The 16,452-nt window shown below is 28.9% G+C and carries 10 protein-coding genes; 8 read left to right on the top strand and 2 right to left on the bottom strand.

Going from position 1 to position 16,452, the window contains the following annotated elements:
* Nucleotides 1-95: 95 nt before the first annotated feature.
* From BT0_RS00700 to BT0_RS00680, 5 genes are all read left to right on the top strand, one after another.
* Entirely contained in the window at nucleotides 96-1,376 is a 1,281-nt protein-coding gene (locus BT0_RS00700; protein WP_011772102.1) for a TolC family protein, read from the top strand.
* A gap of 12 nt (nucleotides 1,377-1,388) precedes the next feature.
* Complete coding sequence (locus BT0_RS00695; protein ID WP_011772101.1) at nucleotides 1,389-2,366, top strand: efflux RND transporter periplasmic adaptor subunit; 978 nt, start codon at nucleotides 1,389-1,391, stop codon at nucleotides 2,364-2,366.
* Nucleotides 2,367-2,381: 15 nt separating this feature from the next.
* Nucleotides 2,382-5,555, top strand: a complete 3,174-nt coding sequence (locus tag BT0_RS00690; RefSeq protein ID WP_041178417.1) for an efflux RND transporter permease subunit — start codon at nucleotides 2,382-2,384, stop codon at nucleotides 5,553-5,555.
* A gap of 105 nt (nucleotides 5,556-5,660) precedes the next feature.
* Nucleotides 5,661-5,954, top strand: a complete 294-nt coding sequence (locus tag BT0_RS00685; protein ID WP_041178558.1) for a PG0541 family transporter-associated protein — start codon at nucleotides 5,661-5,663, stop codon at nucleotides 5,952-5,954.
* 155 nt (nucleotides 5,955-6,109) lie between these two features.
* Entirely contained in the window at nucleotides 6,110-8,002 is a 1,893-nt protein-coding gene (locus tag BT0_RS00680) for an AMP-binding protein (RefSeq protein ID WP_011772098.1), read from the top strand.
* Between the two features lies 1 nt (nucleotide 8,003).
* Here BT0_RS00680 and BT0_RS00675 read toward each other — a convergent pair whose 3' ends face one another.
* On the bottom strand, nucleotides 8,004-9,881 hold the full coding sequence (locus BT0_RS00675; protein ID WP_011772097.1) for a penicillin-binding protein: 1,878 nt from the start codon (nucleotides 9,879-9,881) through the stop codon (nucleotides 8,004-8,006).
* Nucleotides 9,882-10,023: 142 nt separating this feature from the next.
* Between BT0_RS00675 and hisS the strand changes: the two genes are divergently transcribed.
* Entirely contained in the window at nucleotides 10,024-11,394 is a 1,371-nt protein-coding gene (gene hisS / locus BT0_RS00670) for a histidine--tRNA ligase (protein ID WP_011772096.1), read from the top strand.
* A gap of 45 nt (nucleotides 11,395-11,439) precedes the next feature.
* Here hisS and BT0_RS00665 read toward each other — a convergent pair whose 3' ends face one another.
* Nucleotides 11,440-12,579 (bottom strand): tetratricopeptide repeat protein, encoded by a 1,140-nt coding sequence (locus tag BT0_RS00665; RefSeq protein WP_041178557.1) that lies wholly within the window; start codon nucleotides 12,577-12,579, stop codon nucleotides 11,440-11,442.
* A gap of 186 nt (nucleotides 12,580-12,765) precedes the next feature.
* Between BT0_RS00665 and BT0_RS00660 the strand changes: the two genes are divergently transcribed.
* Both BT0_RS00660 and greA read left to right on the top strand, forming a co-directional pair.
* Nucleotides 12,766-13,710, top strand: a complete 945-nt coding sequence (locus BT0_RS00660; protein WP_011772094.1) for a tetratricopeptide repeat protein — start codon at nucleotides 12,766-12,768, stop codon at nucleotides 13,708-13,710.
* Between the two features lie 36 nt (nucleotides 13,711-13,746).
* On the top strand, nucleotides 13,747-16,449 hold the full coding sequence (gene greA, locus BT0_RS00655; RefSeq protein ID WP_011772093.1) for a transcription elongation factor GreA: 2,703 nt from the start codon (nucleotides 13,747-13,749) through the stop codon (nucleotides 16,447-16,449).
* Nucleotides 16,450-16,452: the final 3 nt, after the last annotated feature.

Here is a 16,452-nt window from a genome sequence, read left to right as displayed (position 1 = left end):
ATATGATACTATTATCATGTTATGTTAAAAATTATTATTATTAGTATTGTTAAATTTTCTTATATTAAGAAATAGATATTTTACTATATTTATTTATGGGAGTAAATATTAAGAGGTTAATATTAATTTTTATTTTATCTTTTTCTTCTTATGCAGAAGTTATTAAAATATCTGTTGAAGATGCTATTCGTATGGCTTTAGAGAATAGTTTGGAATCTAGAGATGCTGAGTATAGAGAAAAGATAAAAAAATTATATAAAGATAATTCTTGGAATCTTTTGATCCCAAATTTGGGGTTTTCTTCAAATTTTTCAAGGCAAAACTCTTTTATGCCTAATGTAGAAGGGAGGGGAGAGTGGAACTTGAATTTTGGTGTTGCTGCTGATCTTTCAGTATCCCCATCTATTGTTAATAACATTAGACTTACTGTTTTTAATTATGAGGCTGCTAAGATAGACAGAGAAAAAGTCATTAAAAATATTAGGTTAAATGTTCTTAAAATGTATAATGAACTTTTAGCTTTCAAAAGTATTTTAGAAGTATTGGAAAGTCAGTTTGAAAATAGCAAACTTAAATTTGAGCAAGTAAAAATTTCTTATCATAATGGGCTTATTTCTGAGATAGATTATCTTGATGCTAAGCTTAAGCATATTAAATTTCAGCCTAGTTTAGATGAACAAATTATTAAGTTTGAAGAAACAAAAGAAAGATTTAAATTATTATTAGGATTGGATGTCTTGCAAGATTTTGAGACTACAGGAGAATTATCAGATGAAATCTTAGACATTTCATTGTTTGATGAAGTCATAAATATTGACGGTTATTTAGAAGTGAGAGAATTAAATAATTTGACTAAAATTATGCAAACTACTCTTGAGAGTCTTTGGCTAGATGCCTTTTTGCCGAGGTTTTCGTTTTCAGTTTCTTATAATCCTGGAAGCATTTCTTTTAGTGATGGTTTAAGTGGTTCATTTAAACAAGGGTTGCATTTTTCTTTGGGATTAACTTATAGCTTTACCGAGGTTTTGCCATTTTCAAAAAGTTTTACAGAGATATGGGAACGAGATTATCGGTTAAAATTCTTAGAGAATCAAATTGAAAATAAGATTCGTGAATTTAAATCTAATATTATTCAAAAACGCAAAAGTGTAAGACTATATAAGTCGATTTTAGATAACTCCAAGATAAATTTGGAAATGTCTAAGAAGAATTATCAAGTAGCTTTTGATTCCTTTAATGTGGGTACTATAGATCTTATTAAATTAAATGACATTGAAGCTTCCTATAAGCAGAGTGATTTACAATTTATACAAGATAAGCTAAATTATGCCAATGCAATACTTGAATATAAAGATTTAATAAATAAGTTGGATTGATAAGGGTATTTTATGAATTCGATTTTTAATATGAGAGGTTGCTTTAAGTATTATTTGTTGCTTTTAGTTTTATTGTTTGTCCTTTCATGTAATGAGGGGACTGAAAGTGAAGTACAAGGAGATATTAATACCAATAATACTACCAGTGATTTTACTAATGAGCCTTATAGATTTCCAGTTGTTGCGATGAGAGTTCGACAGGGTGCTTTGAGTAATTATATTTCTTTAAATGGTGATGTAGATACCAAAGTTAAAGTTGAGGTATTTCCCAATATTACAGGTGAAATAGTGTCTCTTAATATGAAGCTTGGAGCTTATGTAAAAAAGGGACAAATTATCGCGACACTTGATCCTTCAAAACCAGGTTTTCTTTATTTAAAAAGTCCAGTAAGAGCCCCGATTTCTGGATATGTTTTAGCTATTAATTACAAAATTGGAGAAACAGTTGGGACTCAAACAAGTATTGCGTTAATAGGTAGAATGGATTTAATTCAGATTAAAACTTATGTTTCTGAGAAATATATTTTAGATATTAAAGTTGGCAATGATGCAATTATTGAGCTTGAATCTTATCCTAATGAAAAATTTAAAGCTAAGATTTCAGAAGTATCTCCTGTTTTAGATTTTAAAAGTCGTTCTGTTGCAATATATCTTGAACCTATAGGGGATAACGCAAGAAAAATGATTATTGGTATGTTTGCCAAGATTAAACTTATTACTAAGCATTTAGAAAATGTGATCAAAATTCCAAGCCATGCTTTTGTTGAAAGGGAAGGTAAACTTTGTGTATTTAGATTAAATCCAGATACAAAAACAGTTGAAAGGGTGTTTCCTGTAATAGATTTTGAAATAGATAATATTATGTCTATTCGGGATGGTATTAATGAGGGTGATTTAGTTGTGATTGAAGGTATTTCTTCTCTTTCTGATGGAGCTTATGTAGATATAGTGGATATTCGAGATGGGCTTGATGTTGAAGACAATGTTTGATTTTTGAGGTTAATTATGTTAGTAAAAAAAATTGTTGGTAAACCAATAACAATGTTAATATTGTTTTCATTATTGATGATGCTTAGTATTTATACTTTTTCAAGATTAAAGATAGATTTGCTCCCCAACATTGGAGACAGTTATATCACTATTTCTACTCAGTATTCAGGAAGTTCCGCAAAAGAAGTAGAAGAAAAAGTGACAAGTCTTTTAGAAGGTAATCTATCCTTAGTTAAGAACATAAAGACAATAACTAGTAGTTCTTTTAAGGGCCATAGCAGTATTAATCTTCAGTTTTATCATGGAACTAATTTAGACTTGGCTTTGAATGAAATAAGAGATGCGCTTGAGATTTCAAAAAGAATTTTACCAAAAGAAGCAAGCTTACCTAGGATTTATAGAGGAAGTTTAGGCTCTTCGCCAATAATATCGTTTGTTATGTATGCAGATAGACCGGTCTTAGAACTTAAAAGGTATGCAGATAATATTCTTAAGCCTAGGTTGGAGAGACTTAATGGGGTTGGACGTGTGCAAGTTATTGGAGGTGGAGGTAAGCATATTTTAATTGAAGTGTTGCAAAATAGGTTAGAGGCATATGGACTTACTTTATCAGAAATAGTACCGTTTATTTCTTCTCAAAATGTTGAATTTTCGGTTGGTAACATGTTAGATAATGATTTGGAATATCAAGTACAAGTATCTGGAAAATTTAATTCAATTAAGGATTTGGAAAACGTGGTTATTGCTTATAGAAAGCCAAGTATTTATTCTTTAGGTGATAATTCATTTGTTCAGGTCAGACTGAGAGATATTGCAAGTGTTAAGAGTGTTGCTCAAGATGTAGAGGATTATGCATATTATAATGATAAGCCTTCTATTGTGATATCTATACAAAAACAGAGCGATGCAAATTCTGTTTTTGTTTCAGATGCAGTAAATGCAGAGGTTGAAAAAATCAAGCTTGCACTTCCAAAAGATATATTTTTAGACATTTCTTATGATGATGCTGAACATATTAAAAAGGCTATTTCTTCTGTTGCTAATTCAGCTTATTCTGGAGCAGTGCTTGCATTATGTATTATTTTTTTCTTTTTAAGAAGCTTTAGAGCGACAATTATTATTGGTATTACAATACCATTAGCGATTGTTCTTACCTTTTGTTTAATGTATTTTGCAAATATTTCGCTAAATGTTATGAGTCTATCAGGTCTTGCTTTGAGTGTTGGTATGCTTGTAGATTGTTCTATTGTTGTAATAGAAAATATATATAAATATAGGCAGAAGGGTGCCAAGCTTATTTCATCTGCTATTCTTGGAACACAGGAAATGATATTGCCAATTATGACTGCAACCTTGACATCAATTTGTGTATTTGCTCCTATGCTTATTTTTAAGGCTGAGTTGGGTGTTATTGGTGATTTTGTTAGGGATTTTGCTTTTACTATTGTAATATCTTTAGTGGCTTCTTTGTTTGTTGCAGTTTTTTTAGTACCTGTGCTTTCAAGTTATTATGTTGGGCTTTATACTACTTCTCAAAAACCTATTAAAAATAAATTGATTAAAAGGATTGATGATTTTTTGTATGGTATTTATTTTGTTGGAGAGAGATTTTATGTTAAATTGCTAAACTATGTTTTAACTTGGAAATTAGCTTGTTCATTGATTATTCTCTTTATTTTTATTTTAAGTTTAGTTTTATTTCCTCTTTTAAATGTATCTTTTCTTCCCTATGAACGTTCTTCTTTAATTCGTTTTGATTTTAAATTTCCCCATAAGACAAGTTTGAAAATTGCGAAGTTTTATTCAGATAAAATTTTAGAGATTGTAAAAAATGAAATTAAGGTTTATAAGAGTATCGTTTCTGAAATAAATTCAAATGGTTTTATCTTTAACGTTACATTACCTTTAAAGGAGGAAGCCGATGGAGAATTCGTTGAGGATGAAGAGGATATTAGATATAGAGTTTATAAACGTGTTGAGAAACTTTATCCTGATTTTAATTCCAATGCTTCTTCACGAGGAGGTTTTTTTGGTGCTTCTCCTATTGAGATTAAAATTATTGCTTCGGATTTTGGGTATGCAAGAGAATATGGAGAATTTTTAGTTAGTCTTTTAAAGAAAAAATTTCCCAGTCTTGTCAATCCTAGACTTAATATACGAGAAGAGATGCAAATTGATATAGAAATAGATAGAGAAAAGGCCTATTTTTATGGAATTAATATGGAAACTCTCTCAAGAGAGATTAGGGCTAATATTGGTGGAATTTCAGCAGGAAATTACATTGAAGATGGAGTGAGTTATGATATTTTGCTTAGGCTTGATAGAGACAATATTGCTAGCTTTAAAGATTTAGATAAAATATCTATTTTAAGTGCATCTGGTGTGCAAGTGCCCTTTTCTTCAATTGTTAGGCTTAAAAAGACAAAAGGAATTGGTGAAATTTCTAGAGAAGATCAGTCTTTAGTAGTGAAGCTTACAGCAGGTATTGCTCCAGGTGAAAATTTAGCTTTAATTACAGCTAATGTAGTAGATTTTGTAACTAATAAGGTACCTCAGAGAGATGGAGTGTTGGTTAAGTTTGAAGGAGAATACAGTGAGTTTACAAGTAGTATGCAGCAATTTGGGGTGATAATGTTTATGGCTGTCTTGCTTGTGTTTGGAGTAATGGCAGCACAATTTGAATCTTTCTTAAAGCCATTTGTTATTCTCTTTACAATACCATTAACCTTAATAGGTGTTGTACCGTTTTATTTTATATCGGGAGAAAAGGTTTCTGTTTTTACTGCTATTGGCATGCTTATGCTTATTGGTGTTGTTGTTAATACGGGTATTGTATTGGTAGATTATATTAATTTGTTGCTTAAGAGGGGCTTTAATCTTAAAGATGCAGTGCTTGAGGCAGGTCGCTCCAGGTTTAGGCCAATTTTGATGTCTGCTTTAACATCAATAATAGGACTCTTTCCCCTTGCATTTTCAAGTTCAAGTGAAAGTAATCTTGTAAAGCCAATTGCTTTTACCTTTATTGGTGGAATGGTTGCTAGTACATTTCTGACTTTGCTTTTTATTCCTATGATTTTTGAAATTTTTTATAAACTTTCTATAAACGCTTTTATTTCTTTTAAGTCAAGGGGTCCTGTTGACAAAATTGATCTTCAGGGAGGAAGTAGGGGTTTTTCAGATAAAATATAAATGCAAATAGTATCGATATTTTTAAAAGTAATACTAGGGGAATGTTAAGATTGATGGTAGTTCGGATGATGTTTTTATTGATGAGGATTAAGATTGGGAGGGTATGTGTATAGAGCAGAAATAATTTCTAATCTGTCTTTAGAGCTTGATCTTCATGAGCATATGCATAGGATAGAAAAAGATTTAGGTGAATGTATATATTATTCTAAGATATATAATGTTCAAGGAAAAGGGAGAACGGGTGAGAAGCAAGGTAATGAAATTTGGCCTGAAGAAAATTTTATTCTTGTGGTTTATACTGATAATTTATTTATTATAGAAAAATTAAGAAATGCTGTTGAGATGTTAGATCAAGAGTATCCTACTGAAGGAATTAGATTTTTTGTTATAGGCAACTAAATCTTTATTGATTTTTGGTAATGCATGTTTTATTTTTATAAAACTTTTTATCTATTGACGAATTTAAGCTAATGAAAATTGGATTATGATTTTGTTATTGAAGGTGTTATAATTTATTTATAATAGTTGTTATTATGAGTGTGTAGTAGGTTCATATGTCAATAGTAAAAAACTTTTTTGAAATTGCTAAAAAACGTGGCAATGGAGTTGCACAAATATATAGAAGTAACAAAGATTATTTCAATGTTACTTATGAGGATTTAAAAAATAATGTGTTAAAATTTGCAGCATTTTTAAAAAAGATGGGTTTGGGATATCAGGATAAAGTGTTTATTTGTTCTGAGAATAGAATTGAATGGAGTGTTATAGATTTTGCGATTTTGGCTTTAGGTGCTGTAGACGTTCCAAAAGGAGCTGATGTTACTCTTTTTGAAGCCGAAGTAATTATTAATAATGTGCTTCCCAATATAATAATAGTGGAAAATTTAAATCTTCTTGATTCGGTTGTTCAGATTAACTTTAAAGTTGACCCTATAATTGTTATTATTGATGACTTAGATGAAAAGGATAAAATACAGTTTGGTAATTTTAAGATTTATACTTATAAAGAGTGCATTTCAATTGGAGATAAGTCAAGGCGAGATGAAGAGATTATTGAAATTTTAAGTAATATTAATCCTGATGATATGGCAACAATAATATATACTTCTGGTACTACAGGGAATCCTAAAGGAGTAATGCTTTCTCATGCTAATTTTCTTTATCAGGTGTCTAGTTTTAGTCGAATGATTAATACTAGTGAGGGACAAATATTTATGTGTATTTTGCCAATTTGGCATTCATTTCAAAGGTCATTTTCTTATAATATTTTTCTTAAAGGTATGACTTGTTTATTTTCAAGTATTGTTCCAAGAAACATGCTTGATGATATGAAAAATGTTAATCCTCATTATATTGCAGCTGTGCCTAGGCTTTGGATTGCAATAAAGCAAAATATCTTTAAAGAGGTTGCCAAGAAACCATTTTTTTCAAAATTGTTATTTAAGATTTTTGTTAAATCAGCATGTTTAAATGATATCTGCTATAGAATAATTTTAGGATTATATCCCGATAATGGATTTGATTTGTTATTTCCTATGAAAAAACTCTTAGGGATTTTGGGTCTGATTTTTTTCTTTCCTCTTAGAGTTTTGGGAGATTTAATTGTCTTTAAAAAGATAAAGAAAGTTTTAGGCAATAATTTTGTTGTTGGGATCACTGGTGGGGGTAGTATGTCTTTATCTGTTGTTAGGTTTTTTAACTCAATTGGAATTGAGCTTGCGAATGCTTATGGATTAACAGAAGCATCTCCTGGTGTTGCATCTAATGAACATGAAAAGATAATGATTGGTACTTGTGGTAGGATATTGCCTGAAACTGTTGCTGAGATTAGGGATGAGAATGGCAATAAGCTTAAGACACCAGGCAAGGGAATTTTATTTATTAAAGGTCCTCAAGTTATGATTGGATATTATCAAGATGAAGATGCTACAAGGCAGGTTATTGGATCTGATGGATTTTTGAATACTGGTGATATTGTTAAGTTATCAAAGGATAATGTTGTTCAGATCATAGGACGAGAAAAAGATACTATTGTTTTAAATAATGGAGAGAATATTGAGCCTGCTCCAATTGAAATTAAGCTTGAAGAATCTTTACTCATTGAAAAGGCTGTTGTTGTGGGTCAAGATCAAAAATTTCTAGGTGCATTGATTCTTCCTAATTTTGAAGAGATAAATAAATATTTAGAAAGCATGGGGCAAAAAATTCTTGATGCTCACAATAGGCGGCAGATTATTGCAAATAATATTGTTCTTAAAGCTATTAATGATGAGATAAAAAAGCTTATTAATAGAGCCAATGGATTTAAGCCTTTTGAGCAAATATTGAGATTTGTTCTTTTAGAAAAACCATTTGAAGTAGGTAAAGAAATGTCTATTAAGATGGATGTTAAGCGTAATTATATTTTAAGTTTTTATAAAAATGAGATAAAGAATTTATTTTCTTAAATTATTTTAAGATTATTTCAAGTTCGTCTATATGTTTTAATTTTGTGTTAGGTGGTTTAGATTGTTTGTATACAAAACCATTTCCTTTTATCTTGATTTTTATGTTTGTATAGTTTTTTAAGATTTTCATTAAATCTCTTTTTGAGATTCCTGTAAGGTTTGGCAGGGTTTCTGTTTTTTCATATTTTATTATAGGTTTTGGTATGCTAATTTTTGAAGAAATTTTAATTTCATTGTATTCATTTTTATTATTGCGATGTTCAATCAATTCTATTATTTCTTTTGCCATTGGTGCAGCAATTCTTGTTCCATATATTATTTTTTTAGGATATCTGTATACAATATATATAATGTATTGCGGATCTTCTGTAGGATATATTACTAGTATTGAAGACGTGTAATCTTCATCTGAATATTTACCTGTGTTTTTATCAATTACTTGTGAAGTTCCACTTTTTGCTGAAATGCTTAAGTTTTTCATCTTGAGTTTTGGGATTCCTCCTTTATTTACGACTTCTCTCATCATTTTTAGAACTTCTTTTGCTGTATGCTTAGATATTACTTTTTTAATTTCTTCTTTTTGAAATTCTTGAATTGTATTTTCCATTTCATTGCTTATTCTTTTTATGATTTTGGGTTTTAACATAATTCCTTCATTACTTAATGCACTAGCAGCCTGTAATATTTGAATGGCAGATACTCCTATTTCTTGTCCAAATCCAATTGTGGCTTTGCTTCGTCCGGACCATTTTGAGTGGTGGGTTAATAGACCTTTTGTTTCTCCGGGCAAGGGGAATCCTACTCTTTTTCCAAAACCAAAGTCTATTAGTTTATTATGGAAATATTCGTTACTTACTTTGTCTGTAATGTGTGCTATTCCTACATTTGATGAGTAAATTAGAATTCCACTGGGATCAATATAGCCATAAGGAGGATTTAGAGTTTTAATTGTAACTACTTCTCCCGATTTAAATTTTTTTTGGTATATACCGTTATCTAAGAATTTTTCATTTGATTTTAATAATCCACTGTCTAATAGAATGGCTACTGTAAAAATTTTATTAATACTTCCAGGTTCATAGGTTAGGGATGTGGCAAAATTGTTCCATATTTCTTTAGGATATTTTGCATAATAATTAGCATCATATTGTGGAAATTGAAGCATTGATAAAATTTCTCCATTCTTAGCATTCATTACTATGGCAATCATATTTTCAGGTTTGTTTTCTTTAAAGTGTTTTTGAGCTATTTGGTTTATGCTCTTTTGAAGATCTATGTCTATTGTCAAATATATGTTATTTGTACTTAATTTTTCATTTATAGATTTTTGTTTTGTGAGATCCTCATTCAATATGGTGTTTAGAGAAAGTTCAATGCCTGTAAGTCCAATATTATCAGTTCCTACAAATCCTGTAATATTGCTAGTTAATTCTTTAAATGGATAAATTCTTGTGTAGTCTGGATAAAGTATGATGTCTTTTAATCTTCCTTCTGACTGAATTCTTTTAATTAGTTCAGATTCTTCTCTTGTTATTTTTCTTTTTATATATATGAATCCTTTTTTTAAAGACAGTTTTTTTTTAAGTATTTGAGGATCAATTTTCAATATTGCACCAAGAGTTTCTGATGTATTTACAATATTTTTTATTTTGTTTGGATCCGTTCCGACCGAATGTGATTTTGAAGAGAAGGCTATGATTTTACCATTTCTATCATAGATGTTGCCTCTTCTTGAGATGTGGTTTATATTTTGAGAAAAATATTGTATGTCTTTTGAGGACATTAGCACAAAATATTTATAAATGGTTAACAGAGTTATTATTAGGAAAATTATGAGGATGATATTTAATCTTAAGCTGCTAGCAAATTTTTTATGCATTAAATATTTAGATGCTCCTTATATTATATTAAATATTTGACAGTTGATGATTTTAGTATTAGTGTTTGATTAATTTTTTTTCATATTTATAATATTATATTATGAAAAGATTAAATTTGAAATTAATAGAGGTTTAAATATAGTGGATGTTAGAACTTTAAAGGGGTTTAGAGATTACTTGCCAAAAGAAGCGTTAATTCGTACTCATATTATAAAACAAATATATAGTGTTCTTGTTTCGTATAATTTTGATTTAATAGATACTCCTATTCTTGAGTATTCTGAATTTCTTTTAAGAAAAAGCGGGGATGAGGTAGAAAAACAAACTTATCGGTTTAAAGATAACGGAGATAGAGATGTTTCTATGCGTTTTGATTTAACGGTTCCTTTTGCAAGATTTATGGCTTCTAATAGATCTAAGCTTAAATTCCCTTTCAGGAGATCTCAGATAGGCAAGGTATTTAGAGGTGAGAATACTCAGAGGGGTAGGTATAGAGAATTTATGCAATTTGATTTTGATATAGTAGGTGAGGATACTTTTCGTAGTGATGCTGAAATTTTATCTATTGTTTATTGTGGGCTTGAAGAGATTTTTTTAAATTTCATAGAAGGTATTAATAGAAAGTTTGTTATTCATTTTTCTCATATTGGTATATTGAATGCTTATATTGATAAGTTGGGATTAAAGGATAAAGCCACTTTTATTTTAAGGAATATAGATAAATTAGATAAAATGGGGATTGAAAGTGTTAGAGAAAATTTGCTTGTACAGATAAACGAAGAGCATGTTGATTTGATATTGGAGTTTATAAATTTAGAAGGGGCTTTTTGGGATAAACTGGAGACCTTAAAAGGTGTTTTAGAGAACAATGATGCTGTTAAGAGGATTGAGGATGTTTTTGTACATCTGAGTGCATTGGGAATTCAAGATGCTTTTAATTTTAATCTTAAGATAGTTCGTGGGCTTGATTATTATACCGGGATTGTATTTGAAGCTGAGATGATAGGTATTAATATGGGAAGTATTTGTAGTGGTGGAAGATATGATAATCTATTATCCTTATTTTCTAGCTCTTTGCAAAAAGTTTCAGGAGTTGGAGGATCTTTTGGTATAGATAGAATTCAAGATATAATTGAAATTGAGAAATTTAATTATATCAAGTTGTTTGTGGTTAAAGCCAGTTCTAGAGTATTAATTGTTAATATAGATGATAGTTTACAAGATTATTATTATAAACTTGCGGATAAATTTAGAAGGCATGATTATTCTAAGATAAATAATATTGCTTGTGAAGTGTATCCTAAGAGTAAAGAGGGTAAAAATATTAAGGTGCAAATAGAATATGCTCTTAATAAGGCTATAAGGTTTTTAATTTTTGTAGGCCAAGATGAATATAGAGAAGATAAGTTAAAAGTGAGAGACTTGACTAAAAAGGAAGAATTGTTACTGTCTTTTGATGAAGCTATAAAATTTATTAAGGGTAATGACAAATTTTTATGCACACCTTTTTAACTTAAAGGTATTTAAGCTTTAGTGTCTTTGATTCCTTATTAAGTACTAGTTCTTCTGTTTTTCTATCTTGCGTATCGTAATTGCATTTAGAGTTAATATGTTTGTGTTGTAGTCATAGTCTATTTGTCCTAGTATTTCAACGTAATCTTTAAAATTGATATCAATATCAAAAGTTGTTTTTGTTGTTATAATTCCTTCAAGAGCATTTTTATTATATCCTACATAAAAGTCAAAGTAAGTTATGTTGTCTTTCTTTTCAATATTGTTTGCAATTCCTTCCCATTTGACATATACATTTGAGTAAATTAATGGATTTTTTTTGATTTCTTTTAAAACTAAATAATCGTCGAATGTGATAAAATTAGGTCTTGAGATAAAACTTGCAAGATTTTTAGCTTTAAGTTTAATTGATTCTGAGGCATTTGAATTTAATATTTTATTTATTTCAATTCTTGCAAAATTATCTTTGCCTTGCTTTAGGTGAGTTTTTATTTTTTGAAATGAATTTTTGATTTCAGTTTCAGTGAGTATAAATACAAATTGTCCCTCATGGTTTTCAATCTTTTCTTTGTCATTTATTTTAATATCATCAATGTATGCCGCAATATTGTTAATAGCTTTTTTTTCTTTTATCTTAGAGTTACTTAATGACAGTTTAATTGTTTCTTTTGAATGTATGAGTAAGAATATTGCTATTAATAAGAATGCAAGGCTTGCTATTATTAGTAATATTCTTATTAATTTAGATAAATTTTGTCCCGTTTCTACTTTGATTTCTGGAAATAGCTTAGCATATATTTTGTTTTTATTCAGGAATAGTGCTCCTTGAATAGGATTTTTTCTAATGGTTTCTAGGGAAAATTCTGATCGTTGTATTTCTTGATTCTCTTCTATCATTTTAAGCCATATTTGTATAGCCTTGTCTTCTTTGCCTTGAGCTGCTAATAATATTGCAATTGATTGCTTAACATCTGGTTCTGTTGGATTTAAAGTGTAAGCTTTCTTTAGATATGTTTGAGCAGTTCCTAAATTTCCCATTCGAAGATAAGACATTCCTAAAATATAATGATAAAAATAGTAATTTTTATAAAGGAAAATTTCCTTTTCTAAAAGTTTTACTACGTCTGAATATTTTTGAGAGTTATAATAACTAATAGATTTATTAATAAGTTTATTAGGTTCCATTGCCATAAAGTTGAAGTTACCCTCATGATATTATTTTTTATGTTTTATATATAAATATTATCTTAAAAAAATAATAAATAGAATATTGTTTTTTGTTTTAAAAAGACCGGTTTGACTAAAAATTTATTAATGTTATAATTATATAAGCTCGTTTGGGATTTATACATATTTTAAAGTGGTAGGAATGTGTCATCAGAAAAAATCGCGGAATTAATCAAAGATATTTATTTAAGCTTCAGAAAAGGTGATTTTAAGACAGCTTTAATGAAATCAGAGGAAGCACATTCTCTTGATTTTGATAATATTGAGATTTTAACGGCTTTAAAAAGTTCTGTATATTGGAATGGTCAAGTCGAAAGTCTTGATCGTATAGATAAAGACTATGAGAAGGCTGAGTTTTTAATAAGAGAATGGAATAATTTTGCTAGAAGATATTTAAAAAAGATGAATTTTGATTTTATTCAAGGTCGTAACTCAATTAAGTATTTTGTATTTCAATTATGTTTGGAGATATATAAAAATATATATAAATTACAGCCAGAGAATTTAGATATTTTAATAAAGATTGCTAAGTCTTACAAGGGAATGGGTAATTATGAGAGAGCCATAACTGTTTTTTTGCAGATTTTAGGAGATACAAAAGATAATGCAGATGTAGTTGCTGAACTTGCTGATTCTTATGCCCTTATTGATGAAATTAAGGAGGCTAAGGTATTATTTAGAGAGGCTTTTTTTATTAATCCCCAAAAGATAGATATAGATGCGCTTGAATCTGAGATGATACTTAAATTAATAGAAGCTATTAAGAGTGATAGAAATATTTCTGATACTCTTGTTAAGGAGTGGATACCTGTTTATGGAGCACTAAATGGTGTTTTTAATATAAAAAGAGAATTAAGACCTATTGAACTTGGTCATTTAAAGCAGTCTGTTTATAGTTTGCGTAATGAGCTTAAGGAGAAGTCTTATAGATCAATAAATGAGAGCATATTACTTCCAAGGCTTATTAATAAATATTTTTGGCTTATTGATCATTATGTAAGGATAAAAGAAGATCGTGTTCGGATTGATGAAATTTTATCTTATATTAAGGAAATAGATATAGGAATATATCAGCAATATGTTAATTAGATTGGTTTTTAATAAAATTGATATTAGGAGAGTTGAATGTCTAATATTACTATAGAAAGATTAGATAATATCTTGCAGGAGGATAAATGGACAAGGATAGTTGTTAATAATTATTCTCTTGCCAAGATAAGGGAATTGGATGAATTAATAGATAGTATAATTTCTGAAAATTTAACAGAAGAAGCTTTAGATATTTGTGGTAAACATTTAAAGGATGTCAAAAAAAGTATTGCTGGTCTTTATATTTCAGGCATGCTTATATATAGTCGAAGACCGCTTAATGATATGAGTTTGCTTACAGTTGTAGACTTGTTTTCACAAAATTTGAAGTGGTCTCTTGTTGAACATATATGTCACAAGATGCTTTTAACTTCTGAAAATAAGCATGCACTCTATACGCTTGCAAAGATATATTCGCAAAATAATGAGAATGATAAACTTCCAGGTATTTGGATGCGCATTGTTGAAGCTGATGTTGATGATACTGTATGTGTAAGGCAACTTGCTACGCATTATGAGAATATTGATTTGCAGAAATCAATATATTTTTTTAGAAAGGCTATTTACCGTTTTATCGATAAAAAACAAATGTCAGGTATTAGAGAGGTATGGTCTAAATTGATCAGATATGTTTCTGATGATTTTGATTCTTTTCTTCTTATACTTCAGAAAGTTGAGAAAGAGCTCGGATTTAAAAAGGTTGTTGTTCTTTATGAAGATTTATATGAACATTATTCTGTAAGTGAAAATATTGATGAAACAATAGAAATTTTGAAGGGAATTTTGAAGCTTGACAATAAAAATCAAAAAGCGAGAGAAAATTTAGTTATCTTTTTAAGAGAAAAATATAAAGATGTTAAAAATATTGAAGAATATCTTGAAAAGTCTGATCTTGAAAATTTGGATAAAAATTTTATTGATGTTTATTCTGATTTTGAGAAATATTTATTTTTTGCTAAGGGTAATTTTGTATATCATCAAACCTGGTTTGTAGGAATAGTTAAGGATGTCAATGAACAAGGCATTGTAGTTGATTTTGTTTCTAAACGAAGACATTTTATTAGTTTTGATATGGCTATGTCTGCGCTATCTCCTCTTAAAAAAGAAGATATTCGGGTTTTAAAGGCGATTAAGCCAAAAGAAGAGCTTGTAGAGAATCTGAAGAGAGATGTTGAATGGGCCTTAAGGATAATTATTAAAAGCTATAAGTCAATTGATCTTAAAGGGATAAAAAGAGAACTTGTTCCAAGTTTGATGACTCAGAGTGCGTGGAATGCTTGGAGTGTAAAAGCTAAACAAATTCTAAAAGATAATCCCCATTTTGTTATGGCATCTGGAAAAGCCGATTGTTATATATATAATGAGCGAGCTTCTAATTTTAATGAAAAGATTTATGATAAATTTAAAGTAGAAAAGGATTTTTATAAAAGATATGAAATTTTTATGCACTATTGTACCGCTGGTGGTGTTGTAAAGGATTTACATGTTGAAGAAGAAATGCTTAATTACTTTTTGATTTATGTTAATAATTTTGCAAAGGTTGATCATTATGTTATAAGTTCTTATGTAATACTTAAGTCTTTAAAAAATTCTGAGAGGGGTGGTGCTTTTAAGATTAATATTGAAAAAGATATTAATTTGGATGTTCTCTTAAAGGAGTATTCCAAGAACATAGTTGATCTTTTTGATTCAATCTTGAATGCGGAGATTAAAAAGGAGTTGGTATCCTTAATCAAGGATGAATTAGTTGATTGGGTTGTTTATTATAAGCAGCTTTTTCCTTGTTATGTTAATAAAAAATTGATAGATTCTCTTTATAAAGAAGATATAAAAGAAACAGCACATCTTTTTAACTATATCATAAAAAATTATAAAGTCTATAAAGATGCTTATATTTGGCTTTTAAAGCATTATACTTCGTATTCACTTGATTTAGATTATTCTGATTCAGAGTTATTGATAAATTTGATCAAAATTTTAACAGATAGTGTTGTTAAGATTAATAATAAAAATAATTCTGTCGCTAACAAGAGAATTTATAAAATGGTAATGAATCTTTTAATTAAGGATAAATATCTTAGTATTGTTTTAAATAATGTCATGGATGAGGAGCTTGCCAAAAGAATATATATGACTTGTTTTTATATAAGAGATTTTCCCCCAAAGGATCTTTTACATATTAAAACTGCAATAAGAAGTGTGTTTATTGATCTTGAATTTGAAGATGAGAAAATGCAATCCTCAGGGGATAAAGTCGAGATAGGATTTTTAACTATTTTAAGTTCTCTTAGTAAGAAGCAAAAAGAATTGCAGTACTTAAAGGATGTAGAAATACCTGAAAATTCTAAAGAAATTGGCAAGGCCCGTGAACTTGGTGATTTGAAAGAAAATGCAGAATATCACTCTGCAAAGGAAAGACAACAGTTTTTAACAAAGAGATTAAATTCTCTTATGTCAGAAATAGATTTTGCAAAAGTTATTGATACTAAAGAACTTCAAAGCTCTGTTGTTGGGTTTGGAACAAAAGTTACTATGATTAATAAAGATACAAAAAGGGAAGAGTCTTATTTGATATTTGGACCTTGGGAGTCAAATCCTGATGAAGGTATTATATCGTATAAATCTCCTTTTGGAGAAAATTTATTAGATGCAAAAGAAGGTGATAATCTTGATTTTGTAATAAATGATACTCATTTTCAATACTATGTTAAAAAGATAGAACCTGCCAAAATTAATTAGAAG

The organism is Borrelia turicatae 91E135 (assembly GCF_000012085.2).
Lineage (GTDB): Bacteria > Spirochaetota > Spirochaetia > Borreliales > Borreliaceae > Borrelia > Borrelia turicatae.
The sequence above is the reverse complement of the archived record's forward strand: the minus strand, read 5'-3'. Positions and strand labels throughout refer to the sequence as shown.

Coding starts and splice junctions, on each gene's coding strand:
- BT0_RS00700 (WP_011772102.1), top strand. CDS start 96: ATGGGAGTAAATATTAAGAGGTTAATATTAATTTTTATTTTATCTTTT.
- BT0_RS00695 (WP_011772101.1), top strand. CDS start 1,389: ATGAATTCGATTTTTAATATGAGAGGTTGCTTTAAGTATTATTTGTTG.
- BT0_RS00690 (WP_041178417.1), top strand. CDS start 2,382: ATGTTAGTAAAAAAAATTGTTGGTAAACCAATAACAATGTTAATATTG.
- BT0_RS00680 (WP_011772098.1), top strand. CDS start 6,110: ATGTCAATAGTAAAAAACTTTTTTGAAATTGCTAAAAAACGTGGCAAT.
- BT0_RS00675 (WP_011772097.1), bottom strand. CDS start 9,881: ATGCATAAAAAATTTGCTAGCAGCTTAAGATTAAATATCATCCTCATA.
- BT0_RS00665 (WP_041178557.1), bottom strand. CDS start 12,579: ATGGAACCTAATAAACTTATTAATAAATCTATTAGTTATTATAACTCT.
- greA (WP_011772093.1), top strand. CDS start 13,747: ATGTCTAATATTACTATAGAAAGATTAGATAATATCTTGCAGGAGGAT.